The organism is Arthrobacter sp. NPDC092385, from assembly GCF_044755105.1.
In the GTDB taxonomy this organism is placed as follows: Bacteria; Actinomycetota; Actinomycetes; order Actinomycetales; family Micrococcaceae; genus Arthrobacter_D.
In genome coordinates, this window is record NZ_JBIVQL010000003.1 from 24,502 (window position 1) to 40,506 (window position 16,005).

The following is a 16,005-nucleotide window of genomic DNA, read 5'->3' on the forward strand; positions in this document are numbered from 1 at the left end:
CTACCCGTCGGCAACAGGGGGGAACCGGGCGCTATTCCGGATGTGGCGGGCGTCACGCGGACCATTCCGGGCGCTGCCTTGCAGTACTTACGGGGCGGCGTCCTCGCCCGCCCAGGCCTTCTCGTAGAACGCCGGGGAGAGCGCGTCCAGCAGCTCGGCGTAGGAGTCCGGCTCCATCGCCTGCGCCGAATCGGCAGGGACCTGCGGCGCGAAGGCGGACACGCCGAGTCCGGCCTCGCGGTCCTGCAGGGCCAGGCCGGCGGCCTCCAGGATCGTGGGATACATGTTCAGCTGGTCCACGCCGGGGCGCAGCAGCGTGCTGTTGCCGCTCCCGCCCGGGATCCAGATCCGGTTGAAGATGGTGCGGTTGGCGTGATCGTCCAGCTGCTCGTGGAACGCATCGCCGGCGCTCATGTGCTTGAGGTGATCGCCCATGATCACCACGGAGGTGTCGTCGAGGTAGCCCCTCTCCTTCAGGTGGTCGACGAATCCTGCCACCAGGGCCATGGAGCAGGAATACACCGACGTGACCTCGCTCTGCGTGTCCACGGCGCAGTAGTCGAACACGTGCACCGGCTCGTGGGTGTCGAGCGTCAGCAGGGTGAGGTTGAACGGCCGGCCGGTCCTCTCCGCCTCGGCATGCAGCTCATCGATCTCGTCCCTGGCATGGGACATGAGCCGTTCGTCGCTCAGTCCCCAGTCGCTCCGGAAGTTCTCCTCCGGCTCGCCGGCGGCGCGCCAGTCGGCGAGGCCCTTCACCTCGGAGTAGCCGTGGCTGCCGAGGAAGGTGTCCTTCGCGGCGAAGGAGGAGTTGGCGCCGCCGAGGAAGACGTTGGTGTAGCCGTGCTCGCCCAGGACGTCGCCGAGGCAGGTGATCCCTCCGAGGTAGGTGTCGACGTCGTCGCTGGGCTCGCTCGAGCCGCTGCTGCCGGCGGTGGAGCCCGTGCCCTTGAGGGGGATGCCGCACTGCGTCGAGGTGAGGCCGGCCATGGTCCAGCCTCCGCCCCTGTACTGCTGGAGGTCGTCCACGCTCTGCCAGCCGTCCGAGGCGCTGGTCGCTTCCTTGAGGGGGACGAACGCGTCCTTCTCGAAGAGCTGGTCGTCCGCCAGGGTGGCCTCACCGGACTCGAGGTAGATCAGCACCAGGTTGCGCTTGTGCTCGTCCCCGGTGACGGTCGGCTCCACGTAGCGGGCGCCGAGGTCGTACTCGGATCGCGCCGATTCGATGTAGTCCCTCATGCCCACCGAACTGGCGAAGGCCGTGGTGCCGCCGACGACCACGGCCGCGACCAGGACGGTGGAGACGGTACGGAGGATCCACTGCGGGCGACGAGGATGCGGGCCGGCGCCGGTGCTGTGGCGCTTACGGCGCCGGAAGAACTGCCACGCGGCGATTCCGACGGTCACGAGCAGGGGAACGACGCCGATACCCAGAACGCCGACCCAGACGAGGCCGCCGCCGCCGTCGGTCTCCACGGAGACCAGGTTCAGGAGCATCTGACCCACCGAGATCTCGCCCCAGTAGTAGCGGATGCCGGCAGCGGCGATCAGCAGCGTGAGCCCCGCCCAGAGCAGGACGTAGACCAGGATGCGGCCCACGACGGAGCCGACCCGTCGGGTCACGTGCAGAATCCGGCCGTACATGGCAACACCTCGCGTTAGACGATGCCCGCGTGCTCGCCGAACACCCTTGACATCCAGCCCGGTCCCGGGCCACTAGAGCCTAGTACCGTTGCGCCACCTGTTCAACCGGGGTTCATCCGCCGTCCACGACGCGTCCACGGGAGCGGACGCCCGCGCGCACGACGAAGCCCCGGGCAGGAACCCGGGGCTTCGATTGCATCTCGTCAGGGCAGGACGCTATGTGACGTCCTGCTCGTCCATCGCGCTCAGGGGCGATCCGCCGCGGTTCGCGGGGTCGTCGCTCGCGTCGACCTCGTCGTCCTCCATCATGCCGAAGTCCACGTCCGCCGCGGCTTCGCCGAGCATGGGCTCCTCGGGCGGATACTGCTCGTCGCCGTGCTCGTAGCGGGCCTCGGCCGTCTCCTCACGGAGGGTCTGGTCGCTGAGGTAGCCCTCCTCCCCGATCGCGGAGACGCCGTTCTCGTCGTCCCCGCTCTCGGTCACGCCGGGCTCGTCCTGCAGGAGCGGATCCTCCTGCCAGCGGTCCGGGTTGTTCTCCGCCGCGCCCTCGTAGGCGTCGGGCTGGCCCTCGAGGACCGGGTCGAAGGCTTCGGGAGCAAGCGAGTCGTTCGGCACGTCGGGCTCCTCGCCCACGATGGTCAGTTCCTCGTCGGGAAGGTTCTCGGTCATCTTCTCTGCCTTTCGTCGGTGCTGTGCATCCTTCGATCATCAGCCTACTGATGAATCGGCCCGGGCGACAGTTTCCACTGCCGTCCGCGCCGGGACCGTCCCTGTCAGGCGGAGTCGCGCCAGCTGTGCCGGGGTTCGTAGCCCAGCACGCGGCGGGCCTTGTCGATCGAGAGTAGGGTCTCGTGCTTGCCCACCTCCCGCGTGATCTCGACGCCGGGGAACACCTCTGCGGCGAGGTCCGCACTCGCACGGCTCATGACGGTGTCCGCCGCCGCGATGATGAAGCGATCGAAACCCGGGGCCGCGTTCTCCAGGGCCTTCGCCACCGCCTGCGCTCCGTCGCGGCCGTCGATATACCCCCACAGGTTCCACTTGCGTGCCGTGGCATCCGCGTCGAAGGACGGGAACTCGGCGTAGTCCTCCGGATCCATGACGTTCGAGAACCGCAGCGCCGTGATGCTCAGTTGCGGATCCCAGCGCGTCAGCTCGATGGCCAGCTGCTCCTCGAGGTGCTTGACCAGGGAGTAGGTGCTCTCGGGGCGCGCCGGGTACTCCTCGTCCACCGGGATGTACGGGGGCGGGGTGTCGAAGGGCAGCCCGAGGACGGTCTCGCTGGACGCGTAGACGACGCGCCTGATCCCGGCCCTCCTGCACGCCTGGAAGACGTTGTAGGTGGCTGCCATGTTGTTGTGGAAGGTCGCCACGTCCGCCTGCAGCCCCGGGGCCGGAATGGCTCCGAGGTGCACGACGGCGTCGATCCCGCTGTGGCGGTCATCCACTCCCAGGAGGGCGTCGAGCACCTGCCCGTAGTCCCGCAGATCGACGCGGAGGAACGTGGGCGACCGCTCGCCGTGCTGGTCGAGTTCGAGGACGGTGTGGCCGGCCTCGCGCAGCCCCCGGACGACGCTGCGCCCCAGCTTGCCGCTCGATCCCGTGACCGCGACGTTCAGCGGTGTCGGCTCCGGCATCAGACCGGCCGCGTCTCGGGGGAGACGGTCCGCGCGACGTCGGTCTCGGCGAGGCCGCCGATCGCGTCGTCGATCGCCTTCAGGACGTCGTCCTCGAGCTTCACGCCGGCTGCTGCGGCGTTGGACTCCACCTGCTCGGGACGCGAGGCGCCGATGATCGCGGAGGCGACGTTCGGATTCTGCAGCACCCAGGCGATGGCCAGTTGCGCCATCGTGAGCCCCACGCCGTCGGCGATGGGTGCGAGCTTCTGGACGCCCGTGAGGACGTCGTCGTCCATCCAGCGCTTGATCATGTCCGCGCCGCCCTTGCTGTCCGAGGCGCGCGTGCCCTGCTCGGGCTGCTGGCCGGGCTTGTACTTACCGGTCAGCACGCCCTGGGCCACCGGGGACCAGACGATCTGGGACAGCCCGAGCTCCTCGGACGTGGGGACGACGTCGCCCTCGATGACGCGCCACAGCATCGAGTACTGGGGCTGGTTGGAGATCAGCTGGAAGCCGAGTTCCTTCGCGAGGGCGGAGCCGTCGCGGATCTGCTGTGCGGTCCACTCGCTGACTCCGATGTAGAGGGCCTTGCCCTGGCGCACGATGTCGGCGAACGCCTGCATCGTCTCCTCGAGGGGCGTCTCGTGGTCGTACCGGTGCGCCTGGTAGAGGTCGACGTAGTCCGTCTGCAACCGCTGGAGCGAGCCATCGATCGACTCCATGATGTGCTTCCGTGAGAGCCCGACGTCGTTGTGGCCCTTGGGACCGGTGGGCCAGTAGACCTTCGTGAAGATCTCGAGCGACTGGCGGCGCTCACTCTTCAGCGCCTCGCCCAGAACGGTCTCCGCCGCCGTGTTCGCGTAGGCGTCCGCCGTGTCGAAGGTGGTGATGCCGACGTCGAGCGCCGCACGCACACACTGCGTCGCGACGTCGTTCTCGACCTGGGAGCCGTGGGTCAGCCAGTTGCCGTAGGTGATTTCCGAAATCTTGAAGCCGCTGTTTCCGAGGTATCTGAAGTCCATATCGCGATGCTAGCCGTGACCGGTGCCGCAGCGACAGGTCCCCCAGGCAACTACCGGGGGGCTGGCGCTGCTGCTTTGGAGGGGATTCCTGGCCTGCCGTAGACTCGATCATCATGACTACCCGCTTCGCAACGCCCGACGAGATCGCCCGTTGGAACAGCATCATCAGCGAGAATCCGGACGGCGGGAACGTGATGCAGGGGCGGGAATTCGCCGAGCAGAAGCGGGCCACGGGGTGGACCCCGGTGTACCTCGTGGTCGACGGCGTCGCGCTCACGGTGCTGCAGAAGACCGTGCTCCCGCTGGGCCGCTACTGGTACGTCCCCAAGGGCCCGGGCGTGAAGGATGCCGCGGACCTCGTCGCGCTGGTGCCAGGATTGAAGGCCTTCGCCGCCGGACGGGGCGTCTTCGGCGTCAAGATCGATCCCGAGCTCCCCTCCGACCCGGCCGTGGCCGCGGCGCTCGAGGCGGCGGGGCTGGTCCGGGTGGCCAACGTCCAGCCCAACGTGTCGACGGTGATCCTCGACATCTCGGCCGAGCTGGAGGCCATCGAGGCGTCGTTCGGTTCGAAGACCCGCTACAACATCCGCGCGGCGCGCAAGGCCGGCGTCGAGACGCGGGTGGTGGCGGTCGACGACGAGAACTGCGCGATCTTCTACCGCCTCCTCGCCGAGACGGCGGAGGGCAGTTTCTCCATCCGCAGCGAGGAGTACTACACCGGCTTCTGGAAGCGGCATGCACGCGCCCAGGCCGGTGCCTTCCTGTTCGCGTACGTCGACGGCGACGTGGTGTCGGCGGACTTCATCATGGTCCTGGGCGCCAAGGCCAGCCGCAAGGACGCCGCGAGCACCCGCAAGCGCACGGTGCGCGGCGCCAGCGCACTGCTGGAGGTGGCCGCCATCGAATGGCTCAAGGCCCGGGGCGTCACGGAGTACGACCTCTGCGGAGCGCCGCCGTCCAGCGAGGCGAAGAACAAGGACCACGAGCACTACGGCATCGGCATGTTCAAGACGGGGTTCAACCCGACGATCACGGACTTCGTGGGCACGTTCGACCTCCCCGTCAGGCCGGTGCAGCACAGGGCATGGCTCCGGATCGGGGAGCGCGCCGTCCTGAAGGTCCACCGCATGCGTTCCCACGAGAGCTGGTACTGAGAATGGCGCCCTTCACGGCACGCGCGGCCACCGCCGACGAGGTGGGCCGTTGGGACGAGCTCGTCCCGGCCAATCCGCTCGGCGGCAACGTGCTCCAGTCCGGTCCCTTCAGCCGCGTGAAGCAGCGCCAGGGGTGGACGCCGATCCACCTCGCGGTCGAATCGGCCGAGTACACGAGCTACGTGATCGCCTACCAGCGCACCATCCCGGCGCTCGGCGCGCTGTGGTACCTGATCAAGGGACCCGACACCGCGACCCCCGAGGACGTGCCGCCCTTCGTCGAGGCCGTCGTCGCCTACGCCCGGCGCCGACCGGGCCGCGTCTTCGCCGTGAAGATCGAGCCGGACTTCCCCGATACCGAGGACCTGCGAGCCCTCTTCACCGGGGCGGGCCTCGTGAAGACCTTCAACATCCAGGCCAATGACAGCACGGCGATCCTCGATCTCACGCCGGACGAGGGCCAGCTCCTGAGGAACCTCTCCTCCCGTGGGCGCAACGCCGTACGGCGTGCCCTCCGCGACGGCGTCCAGGCGCAGCGTGTCGAGCCCGGCGAGGAGACCTACCGCACCATGTACGCCCTGATCGGTCAGGCGCAGCAGGGCCGGCTCTCCGCCGTACCCCGACCGTACGAGTACTACCGCGGGTTCTGGCAGGAGTTCGTCGACGCCGGGATGGGCCGCTTCTACTTCGTGTACGAGGACGGCAAGCCGTCCGTGGGCGCCTTCGTGATCCTGTACGGCCAGAAGGCGACGTACAAGGACGGCGGTTCCCTCCCGAAGCGCAACCAGTACGGCGATTCGCACCTGGTCCAGTGGGAGGCGATCCTGGACATGAAGCGCCTGGGCGCCCGCGAGTACGACTTCTGCGGCACGCCGCCGGCGGACCGCCTGAAGGACAAGGAGCACCCGCAGTACGGGCTCGGGATGTTCAAGACGAGCTTCACCAGGACTGTGACGGACTTCGCGGGCTGCTACGACGCCGTCGTCCGGCCGCGCACGTATCGTGTCTGGCATGCGCTGGGTGAGCGCGTGGCGCGCCAGATCCACTGGCGCCGTCACCGGCAGCCTTTCTACTAGGCCTTCTCCAGGCCGCCGGAACTTTCGAAGGGACGATTGCGAGGTGCTCGCATGACAGACGGCAACCGGGACGACGCCGTGGACGGCCGCTCGCCCACCACCAATCCATCGCCCGTCGCCGAAGCGCTCCCCGTCATCCAGAGGCCCTTCGATCCGAGTGACGACGAGAAGAGCAGGCTCGCTACCGGCAAGGGCGGCCGGAAGCCGCCGAGGGGTGGGGTGATGCCCGCCCGGCGACCCACGTCCGAGCCGAAGTCCCTGCGCCAGGGCCGCCAGCGGCAGTCCGCCACGAGACCGGGCACGAAGCCCGCCGACGCTCTGCCCACGACGCCGCAGAGCCTGCCGTCGTCGAGCCGTCCCAACGCAGCGGCACGGACCATGCTCCGTCGCCTCGTGCAGGGCGAGGCCCCGCCCACCCAGGCCATGAGCATCGTGGAGCGGCTCGCGGGCAGCCCCTACGCCAATCCGATGATCCAGGTCGGAGGACCTGATGCCAGCGCCCGGAAGGCCCTGGACTTCGCACTCAACCTTGCCGAGACCATGTTCCGGTACGGCGCGGGTGCCCTCGAGGTGGAGACCAGCATCATCGCGGTCACCGCGGCCTTCGGCCTCGACTCCATCGAGGTGGACATCACCAACCAGTCGGTGGTCATCAACTACTCCGCCAAGGACCAGACCCCGACGACGGTCCTGCGCGTGGTCCGGTCCTGGACGAACAACTACGCGGGACTCACGGCCATCCACCGCCTCGTGTCCGATATCGCGGACGGGGGCGTCTCGCGGACCGAGGCGGCCCACCGCCTGGACGAGATCACCCACCGGCCCAAGCCCTTCCCGCGCTGGATGGTCACGGCAGCCTTCGGCATCTTCTCGGCGGCCATCGTGGCCTTCGTCGGAGGCACCGCGCTGGGATCGCTCATCGGGTTCGTCAGCTGCATCCTGGTGGACCTGGTGGGCCGCAAGCTGGGCGAATGGCGTGTGCCCGAGTTCTTCTCCGTCGCCACGTCCTCGGCGCTCGTCACGCTGATCGCGATGCTGCTCTGGTGGCTCCAGGTCCCGATCGCCCCGGCACTCGTGGTGGTGGGAGGGATCCTCCTGCTCCTACCGACGGGGCGGCTCGTCTCCGCGACCCAGGACGCGATCAACGGCTTCCCGGTCACGGCGGCGGGACGGTTCCTCTCCGCGGTGCTCGTCTTCGCGGCCCTCGTCGCAGGAATCGCCGTCGCGCTCGTCGCCGGGACGGCCCTCGGGATTCCCGAGCTCCAGGTCCTCGAATCGGCGGGGAGCCAGTACCCGTGGCCGGCGGTCGCGGTGCTGGTGTTCATCGCCGTCGCCATGATCTGCATCGCAGAACAGACGGACGTGAAACTGGTGATCCCGACGTCACTCGTCGCCGTCGCCGGATACCTGCTGCTCATCAGCGCGATGGCGGCGGGCGTCGGCTACCGGCTCGCCCCGGCCCTGGCAGCCATCCTGATCGGAGCCCTCTCGCGCGTCGTCGCCCTCCGGCTCGGCGCCCCGCAGCTCGTCGTCGCGGTACCCGCCGTGCTGTTCCTCTATCCCGGACTCACCATCTTCCGGTCGATGTACATGCTCACCATCGACTCCGAGGTGGTGTCCGGCGGCGCGCTCGGCCTCTTCAACGCCCTGACCGTCGTGCTGGCGATCGCCGCGGGCGTCGTGCTCGGAGACAACCTGGCCAGGCCGTTCACGAGGAAGCTCAGCTCCAACGAGCGGCAACGGAACCGCCGGCGGTAGGCGCCTCAGCCGGCCCTGCCGCCGGTGTGCGACCAGTCGATCGGTTCGGCGCCCTGCTGCACCAGGAGTCCGTTCGCACGGCTGAAGGGCCGCGACCCGAAGAATCCGCGGGAGGCCGAGAGCGGACTGGGGTGGACGGATTCGACGGTGGGCGTCCGGCCGAGCAGCGGTTTGAGCCGGAGGGCGTCCTTGCCCCAGAGGATGGCTACGAGCGGACCGCCCCGTGCCACCAGCGCCCGGATGGCCGCGTCGGTGACCTGCTCCCACCCGAGCCCGCGGTGCGAGGCGGCTTCGCCGGCGCGGACCGTCAGGACCCGGTTGAGCAGGAGGACGCCCTGCTCGGCCCAGCCGGAGAGGTCTCCCGTCACGGGCGGCGCGACGCCGGTATCGGAGGCCAGCTCGCGGTAGATGTTCGCGAGGCTGCGCGGGATGGGCCGCGTGGAAGGATCGACGGCGAAGCTCAGGCCGACGGCGTGTCCGATCGTCGGGTACGGGTCCTGGCCCACGATGACCACCCGCACGCGCTCCAGCGGTGTGGTGAACGCCCGGAGGATGTGCGGCGCATCGGGCAGCACCCGCAGCCCCTGGTCGAGGTCCGCCGCAAGCGACGCGGCGAGCTGGTGGAGGACCGGCTGCACCGGCTTGAGCGCTGCTGCCCAGTCAGGGGGAACCAGGTCCTCGATGCCGGCAGGAGCTGCGAAGGGGAACACGGACTCGTTCGGGGACTGCCGCCCCGCCGGACGCGGTACCGCGGCGCCCGTCCTGCCCGTCCCGCCACTGCTGCTCGTGCTGTCGGGTAGGTCGAAGAGCGTGCCGTCGTCGTGCCTCATGCTTCCATTCTCGCGTGCGTCTCCACGGCGGTCGCCCGAATGACAGCGGTGTAATTCCCCACTACCATAGGGTGACAGTTGTGCCAGCTGAAGGAAGGCGGTAGCGGACATGGCCGAGCTCCAACGGCATGCGCAGGACGCTCCCTCCGGACAGGACGAGAAGCTGAGCCTGGGCGACCGCGAGCAGCGCATGCTCGCCCTCGAACGCGAGTGGTGGAAGTATTCCGGCGCGAAGGAGCAGGCGATCCGCGACCTGTTCAACATGTCCGCCACGCATTACTACCAGCTGCTCAACGCGCTCATCGACACGGAAGCCGCCCTGGCGCATGACCCCATGCTCGTCAAACGGCTGCGGCGCCTGAGGTCCACCCGCCAGAAGGCACGCTCCGCCCGCCGGCTCGGCGCGGATATCTAGCACTGCCCGCCAGACCCGACGAGCGAAGGACCATCCTCACCCATGACTGACTACGCGCGGGACGAATTCGACAAGGTCCCGGAGTCTTCCGCGCGCCAGGGAACCCACCGTGAGCGGCTCATCCCCGCACGGTCCAGTGGCCTCGGGCTCAAGATCACGGTGGGCGCACTCGCCCTCCTGATCGGCCTCGGCGCCTACTTCATCCTTCCCCGCCTGGGCATTGCCGGGGGAGGGGGCGAATCCGCTGCGGCGCCGTCGGACATCGCGTCGAGCGCCGGTCCGTCCCAGGACGAGGCGGAGTCACCGGCTCCGACGGCCACGTCCGAAGCAACAGGTGAGGCGGGCGACGACGAATCGGCGGACGCGGAGGCGACGTCGTCGACCGACCGGGCGGACGATCTCGACCGGACACAGACCGTCAACGTACTCAATGGCACCGGCGCCCCGGGCCTCGCGTCCGTGGCGGCAGGACGCCTGGCCTCGGCCGGATGGTCGTCCGCGCTTCCGGGCAACTGGGCCGGGACCCCACTGGACGCCTCCGTGGTCTTCTACAACGGCGAGGCACAGCGCGCCGCTGCCGAAGCCGTGGCCGAGGACCTCGGCATCACGAACCTCATCGACAGCCCCGACGTCTCACAGGACATCTCGGTGGTCCTCGGGCCGGAGTTCCAGTAACCGAGGCGGTGCGGCCCGAGGTGCGAAGCCTCCGCGTCCGGTCCGGGCGCCCTGCGGGCCTGCAGCACCATCGCGAGTGCTGTCCTCCCATCACGGGCACGGTCCGCGGGGCGGTGTGTGACGCCGTCGTTCGGCATCGCCCGCAGCGGGCGATGCCCAACGGCTCCACCCGCTGTGGACCTCAATCCTTGAGCGGGATGCCCTGCGCGTCCTTCCGGAACGGCTCGGAGCCCACCAGGATCATGATGCCCTCGATGAGGCCCCAGATCCCGGCCGCGACGGCGCTCAGCCCGAAGGTGAAAGCAGCTCCCACGGTGGACATCAGGATCTGGATGATTCCGATGGTGGTGAACCCGAGGTAGAACCTGTGGATCCCCAGGGAGCCGAGCAGGATTCCGAGGACGCCGGCGATCACCCGGGACTTCTGCGGTCCGTAGGGCCGTCTGAAAGGACCCTGGTTGTAGCCGGCCTGCTGGTACCCGGTCTGCTGGTACCCACCCTGCTGGTACCCGGCCTGCTGGTAGCCGGACTGCGGGTACCCGCCCTGCTGGTACCCGCCCTGCTGGTACCCGGCCTGCTGGTACCCGCCCTGCTGGTACCCGCCCTGCTGGTACCCGCCCTGCGGGGCGGGGGCCGATCCGGCAGGATCCTGGCCATACCCGCCCTGCATTCGCCCGGTGTGGGGATCCTGTCCCGGCACGTACGGGTCCTGGCCCGCCGGCGGCCGCTGCTCGTGCTGATCCGGCGCGTTCGGCAGGTCCGCGGCCGGACCCGCCGGAGCGGGTTCTCCGCCGAGACCCCGGGTGCCGGGAGTTCCTGGCCGGCCGCCGTCGGGGCCGTGATGCCCTGATGCGGAATCGCGCTCATGGAACGCGCCGCCGGAGGCACCCTCCCCGCCGCCCTGCTCGTCGTAGTCCCCGTTGCCAGGACCGGTTGCTGACGTCGACACTGTGCCTCCCTCGGCTCGTTGTCCGCCCAACCTATGCCCTCCGCGGAATCTGCGCTACGCGGGCCGGTGGCTCCCGCACGACCACGCGATGTACGAGCCCGGGGGAGCCCGAGCAGGTTGCACTCGCGGGGTGTGAGTGCTAATTATTGAGTTAGCACTCGCGCGCGCAGACTGCTAAAGCTGCGCGCGGTGGGTGAAGCAGGCAAACCTCTGTGGTGGGGGTGGAGCTCGGGACGTGAAAGAGATCGTCCAGGCCCTGCCCGGCCGTCGCGGGCACCACACGCAGGCAAGCATTAATGTGCTGAAATGCAACCGTCCCGAAAGGACCTAAGCCGTTATGGCCAAGATCATTTCTTTTGATGAAGAGGCCCGCCGCGGCCTCGAGCGGGGTCTCAATATCCTCGCTGACGCCGTCAAGGTAACGCTCGGCCCCCGTGGCCGCAACGTCGTGCTCGAGAAGAAGTGGGGCGCACCCACCATCACGAACGACGGCGTGTCCATCGCCAAGGAGATCGAACTCGACGACCCGTTCGAGAAGATCGGCGCCGAGCTCGTCAAGGAAGTTGCCAAGAAGACGGACGACGTCGCAGGCGACGGAACCACCACCGCCACCGTGCTCGCCCAGGCCCTCGTCAAGGAAGGCCTGCGCAACGTCGCGGCCGGTGCTGACCCCCTGAGCCTCAAGCGCGGCATCGAGAAGGCCGTCAAGGCCGTCACCGATGAACTGCTCGCATCGGCCAAGGAGATCGAGACCAAGGAGCAGATCGCTGCCACGGCTTCCATCTCCGCTGGTGACAAGCAGATCGGTGACCTGATCGCCGAGGCCCTCGACAAGGTGGGCAAGGAAGGCGTCATCACCGTCGAGGAGTCCAACACCTTCGGCCTCGAACTCGAGCTCACCGAGGGTATGCGCTTCGACAAGGGCTACATCTCGGGCTACTTCGTCACCGACGCCGAGCGCCAGGAGACGGTCCTCGAGGATCCCTACATCCTGATCGTCAACTCGAAGATCAGCAACGTGAAGGACCTCGTCGCCGTCCTCGAGAAGGTCATGCAGTCCGGCAAGCCGCTGCTGATCATCGCCGAAGACATCGAAGGCGAAGCCCTCGCGACCCTCGTGGTCAACAAGATCCGTGGCACCTTCAAGTCCGTCGCCGTCAAGGCTCCGGGCTTCGGTGACCGCCGCAAGGCCCAGCTCGCCGACATCGCCATCCTCACGGGTGGCCAGGTCATCGCCGAGGAAGTCGGCCTCAAGCTCGAGACCGCTACCCTCGACCTGCTCGGTACCGCGCGCAAGGTCGTCGTGACCAAGGACGAGACCACCATCGTCGAAGGAGCCGGCGACGCCGACGCCATCGCCGGTCGCGTGGCCCAGATCCGCGCCGAGATCGAGAACTCCGATTCGGACTACGACCGCGAGAAGCTGCAGGAGCGCCTGGCCAAGCTGGCCGGCGGTGTTGCAGTCATCAAGGCCGGTGCCGCCACGGAGGTCGAGCTCAAGGAGCGCAAGCACCGCATCGAGGACGCCGTCCGCAACGCGAAGGCTGCCGTCGAAGAGGGAATCGTCGCCGGTGGTGGCGTGGCCCTCATCCAGGCCGGCGCCAAGGCCTTCGCCAACCTCGAGCTCACGGGTGACGAGGCAACGGGCGCGAACATCGTCCGCGTCGCCATCGACGCACCGCTCAAGCAGATCGCGTTCAACGCCGGCCTCGAGCCCGGCGTCGTCGTCGACAAGGTCCGCGGCCTGCCCGCCGGCCACGGCCTGAACGCTGCTACCGGCGTGTACGAGGACCTCCTCGCCGCAGGCGTCAACGACCCCGTGAAGGTCACCCGTTCGGCTCTCCAGAACGCAGCGTCGATCGCCGGACTGTTCCTCACCACGGAGGCCGTCGTGGCCGACAAGCCGGAGAAGGCAGCTCCTGCCGGCGGCGGCGGCGACGACATGGGCGGCATGGGCGGCATGGGCGGCTTCTAGTCCCTCCACCGCTGACGCTCCACTGATCAGCCGGCACGAACTGCTCGGCCAGCATGAACTGATCGGCCGGCACGAGAAGGGCGGCACTCCCGAGGGGAGTGCCGCCCTTTCGTCGTCTACGGCACGGACGGATGCCGCGGACGGCTCTGGTGGCCCGGCGCCGGCCCGCTCGGCGCCGCTGCGTCAGCTCATGAACATGCGGGCGTTGCTCAGCTCGGCGTCTGCGTACTGCTGCGTGGCCACGTTGAGGGCCTCGTTGATGCCGGTGAGGGACTCCTCGACCTGCTGCTGCGTGGCGCGCCACTGCAGGATCAGCTGCTGGAAGTTGGTGGCGGCCTGACCGGTCCACAGGCCCTCGAGTTCACGCAGGCCGGCCTGCATGGAGTTCACCTCCGCCTGGAGCCTGCCGATGGTGCCCTGCACCTGGCTGCTCTTGGCGGCCAGGCTGTCGGTGTCTACGTGAAAGAATGCCATGCTGTGCTCCCGTGTGCTCGCGCTTTCTTGACGTTCCCGACGCTAGGGCAGGGCGGAGCGATGTCAGCGGTCGTCACGGCCTTTGTGGATAACCGGCTTCGACGAGGGGGCCTGTGGAGGAGTGATGCCGTTCGAGAAGGCGTGCTCCTGGTCCGGTCCGGGCTGTGGCGACGCAGCGCCGTCGCCGGCACCGTCGTCGTCAGCATGGTCGTCGTCAGCGCCGTCGTCCGAGACGTGCGGCAGCCGGATCGACAGGGTGGCCCCGCCGCCCGGGGTCTCCTCCAGCCGTACCGTGCCGTCGTGCTGGGCGACCAGCGCGGCCACGATGGCAAGGCCGAGACCCGTGCCGCCGGTCTCCCGATGCCGCGAGGTGTCCGCACGGTAGAAGCGCTCGAACACCTTTGCGGCGTCGTCCTCCGAGATTCCCGGACCGTGGTCGCGCACCTCGAGGACGGAATCGCTGTGGCCGTGCAGCACCGGTGCGACTCCGACGGCGATCTCGATCGGTGAGCCCTCGGGCGTGTAGCGCAGCGCGTTGGTGATGAGGTTGGCGACCACCTGGCGGAGGCGCGCCTCGTCGCCCCTCGTGGGGGCGGCACGCGGCGTGCCGCCGTCGAGGCCCATGACGGTGATGGGCCGGTCAGGGGCGGTCGCGCGGGCGTCGAAGGCGGCGTCGTGACCGAGCACCATGAGGTCCACGGGCTTCATCTCGAGGGGCCGTTGCTCGTCGATCCTCGCGAGGGTCAGCAGGTCCTCGACCAACTGGCCCATGCGGATGGCCTCGCTCTCGATCCTGCCCATCGCCGCGGCGACGTCCTCGTCCTTCTGGAGCGCTCCGTGCCGGTACAGCTCGGAGTACCCGCGGATGGTGACGAGGGGAGTCCTCAGCTCGTGGGAGGCGTCGGCCACGAAACGCCGCATCTTCGTCTCGGATGCCGTCCGCGCTGCGAACGCCCGCTCGATGTGCGCGAGCATGGCGTTGAGGGACCGCGACAGCCTGCCGATCTCCGTGGCGGGACGCTCGACGGCGACGCGGCGGGAGAGGTCACCGGCGGCGATGGCGGCCGCGGTCCGCTCGACCCGCGCCAGCGGCGCGAACTGGCGGGTCACCGTGACGAAGGCGATGAGCGAGGCGAGGGCCGTGGTCACGAGGCCCGAGGTGAAGATGACCTCGGAGGCTTCCTGCAGCGATTCGTTCACGGTGTCGAGCCGGGTGGCTATGACCAGGTAGCCGTCACCGCTCGCGAAGGTCAGCGTCTTCGCCCGCCAGTCCTCCGTGCTCGAATGCTCACCCGGGAGGTTGAAGCCGGCGCCGTCGAGCTCGTCGATCCGCTCGACCGTCAACCCCGAGAGATCCGGGACGTCGGTCGTGTCGGTGGCCTGGTTGGCGGCGTAGGGCCTGCCGCTCGTGTCGAGGACCGCGGCGTAGTAGCGCAGGGCGACACCCTCCGCTGCGGGCTCCTCCAGGAAGAGGGTCTTCGCCACGGCCTGTGCGTTGTTCTGGAGATCGGCGTCGACCCGGTCGATCAGCCCGTCGCGCAGGAGGGACACGGTGGCCAGCCCGGTGATGCCCACCGTGACGATCATGAGCAGCATGATGATCGCGACGAGCTGCGAGCGGAGCGACGCCGCGTTCCAACGCGTGACCAAGGGAGCGCGCTACCGCTTGTCGGCGGTCCGGAGCAGGTAACCGACGCCGCGTTTGGTCTGGATCAGGGCGACGGCGTCCGGGTTCCTGTCGATCTTCCGCCGCAGGTACGAGATGTAGGACTCCACGATGGACGCGTCCCCGTTGAAGTCGTATTCCCAGACGTGGTCGAGGATCTGCGCCTTCGAGAGGACACGGTTCGGGTTCATCATGAGGTAGCGCAGCAGCTTGAACTCCGTGGGGGAGAGGTCGATGACCTCTCCGCCGCGCCGGACCTCGTGCGCGTCGTCGTCGAGTTCGAGGTCGTCGACGCGGATCACGGCATCGTCGTCGTCCCCGAGGGGGTGGGTGCGGCGCAGGACAGCGCGGATGCGGGCCACCACCTCGTCCAGGCTGAACGGCTTCGTGACGTAGTCGTCGCCACCGACGGTCAGGCCGGTGACCTTGTCATCGGTGTCGTCGCGGGCGGTCAGGAAGACCACGGGGAAGTGCCGCCCGGCAGCACGCAGCCGGCGCGTGACGGTGAATCCGTCCATGTCCGGCAGCATGACGTCGAGCACGGCGAGATCGGGATTGTGCGTCTCGGCGGCCGCGAGGGCGTCGCGGCCGTTCCCGGCGGAGACGACGTCGAAGCCGGCGAACCGCAGCGAGGTCGAGAGGAGCTCGCGGATGTTCGGTTCGTCGTCGACGACCAGCAGTTTCGCTTCAGGGCCAGTTTTCTTCACTGCACCAGTATCCGCAGATTGTCTGTGAGCATGCTGAATGC

At 68.7% G+C, this 16,005-nt stretch carries 15 protein-coding genes; 6 read left to right on the plus strand and 9 right to left on the minus strand.

The annotated features are described in order from the left end of the window. Positions 1–87: 87 nt before the first annotated feature. The 4 genes from ACIQCY_RS05175 to ACIQCY_RS05190 form a co-directional block, all read right to left on the minus strand. Positions 88–1,644, minus strand: coding sequence for an LTA synthase family protein (locus tag ACIQCY_RS05175; protein WP_400482821.1), 1,557 nt, complete (start codon positions 1,642–1,644; stop codon positions 88–90). Positions 1,645–1,860: 216 nt separating this feature from the next. Beyond that, a complete protein-coding gene (locus ACIQCY_RS05180; protein WP_400482822.1) occupies positions 1,861–2,313 on the minus strand; it encodes a hypothetical protein in 453 nt (150 codons plus the stop codon). Between the two features lie 104 nt (positions 2,314–2,417). Next, positions 2,418–3,263, minus strand: a complete 846-nt coding sequence (locus tag ACIQCY_RS05185; RefSeq protein WP_400483061.1) for an NAD-dependent epimerase/dehydratase family protein — start codon at positions 3,261–3,263, stop codon at positions 2,418–2,420. Positions 3,264–3,280: 17 nt separating this feature from the next. Next, positions 3,281–4,285, minus strand: coding sequence for an aldo/keto reductase family protein (locus tag ACIQCY_RS05190; protein WP_400482823.1), 1,005 nt, complete (start codon positions 4,283–4,285; stop codon positions 3,281–3,283). Positions 4,286–4,398: 113 nt separating this feature from the next. Between ACIQCY_RS05190 and ACIQCY_RS05195 the strand changes: the two genes are divergently transcribed. The 3 genes from ACIQCY_RS05195 to ACIQCY_RS05205 are packed head-to-tail and all read left to right on the plus strand — an operon-like array spanning position 4,399 to position 8,273. Then, complete coding sequence (locus ACIQCY_RS05195) at positions 4,399–5,439, plus strand: lipid II:glycine glycyltransferase FemX (protein ID WP_400482824.1); 1,041 nt, start codon at positions 4,399–4,401, stop codon at positions 5,437–5,439. 2 nt (positions 5,440–5,441) lie between these two features. After that, positions 5,442–6,515, plus strand: coding sequence for a lipid II:glycine glycyltransferase FemX (locus ACIQCY_RS05200; protein ID WP_400482825.1), 1,074 nt, complete (start codon positions 5,442–5,444; stop codon positions 6,513–6,515). Between the two features lie 51 nt (positions 6,516–6,566). Then, positions 6,567–8,273: a threonine/serine exporter ThrE family protein gene (locus tag ACIQCY_RS05205; RefSeq protein ID WP_400482826.1), complete on the plus strand. Its 1,707-nt coding sequence runs from the start codon at positions 6,567–6,569 to the stop codon at positions 8,271–8,273. A gap of 5 nt (positions 8,274–8,278) precedes the next feature. Here ACIQCY_RS05205 and ACIQCY_RS05210 read toward each other — a convergent pair whose 3' ends face one another. Then, positions 8,279–9,103 (minus strand): uracil-DNA glycosylase, encoded by an 825-nt coding sequence (locus ACIQCY_RS05210; protein WP_400482827.1) that lies wholly within the window; start codon positions 9,101–9,103, stop codon positions 8,279–8,281. Between the two features lie 109 nt (positions 9,104–9,212). On the opposite strand from ACIQCY_RS05210, the gene ACIQCY_RS05215 reads away from it, so the two are divergent. After that, a complete protein-coding gene (locus tag ACIQCY_RS05215) occupies positions 9,213–9,518 on the plus strand; it encodes a DUF3263 domain-containing protein (RefSeq protein ID WP_400482828.1) in 306 nt (101 codons plus the stop codon). Between the two features lie 42 nt (positions 9,519–9,560). Then, complete coding sequence (locus ACIQCY_RS05220; RefSeq protein ID WP_400482829.1) at positions 9,561–10,193, plus strand: LytR C-terminal domain-containing protein; 633 nt, start codon at positions 9,561–9,563, stop codon at positions 10,191–10,193. A gap of 181 nt (positions 10,194–10,374) precedes the next feature. Here the strand turns inward: ACIQCY_RS05220 and ACIQCY_RS05225 are convergent, their stop codons facing one another. After that, positions 10,375–11,142: a TM2 domain-containing protein gene (locus ACIQCY_RS05225; RefSeq protein ID WP_400482830.1), complete on the minus strand. Its 768-nt coding sequence runs from the start codon at positions 11,140–11,142 to the stop codon at positions 10,375–10,377. Positions 11,143–11,479: 337 nt separating this feature from the next. On the opposite strand from ACIQCY_RS05225, the gene groL reads away from it, so the two are divergent. Further along, positions 11,480–13,117 (plus strand): chaperonin GroEL, encoded by a 1,638-nt coding sequence (gene groL, locus ACIQCY_RS05230; protein WP_400482831.1) that lies wholly within the window; start codon positions 11,480–11,482, stop codon positions 13,115–13,117. A 183-nt stretch (positions 13,118–13,300) separates the two neighbouring features. Here the strand turns inward: groL and ACIQCY_RS05235 are convergent, their stop codons facing one another. From ACIQCY_RS05235 to ACIQCY_RS05245, 3 genes are all read right to left on the minus strand, one after another. Beyond that, a complete protein-coding gene (locus ACIQCY_RS05235) occupies positions 13,301–13,591 on the minus strand; it encodes a WXG100 family type VII secretion target (protein WP_400482832.1) in 291 nt (96 codons plus the stop codon). A gap of 63 nt (positions 13,592–13,654) precedes the next feature. Next, positions 13,655–15,241 carry an ATP-binding protein gene (locus ACIQCY_RS05240; RefSeq protein WP_400482833.1) on the minus strand — a complete coding sequence of 529 codons (1,587 nt, stop codon included), beginning with the start codon at positions 15,239–15,241 and terminating at the stop codon, positions 13,655–13,657. A gap of 9 nt (positions 15,242–15,250) precedes the next feature. Next, on the minus strand, positions 15,251–15,964 hold the full coding sequence (locus tag ACIQCY_RS05245) for a response regulator transcription factor (protein ID WP_400482834.1): 714 nt from the start codon (positions 15,962–15,964) through the stop codon (positions 15,251–15,253). Positions 15,965–16,005 lie beyond the last annotated feature (41 nt).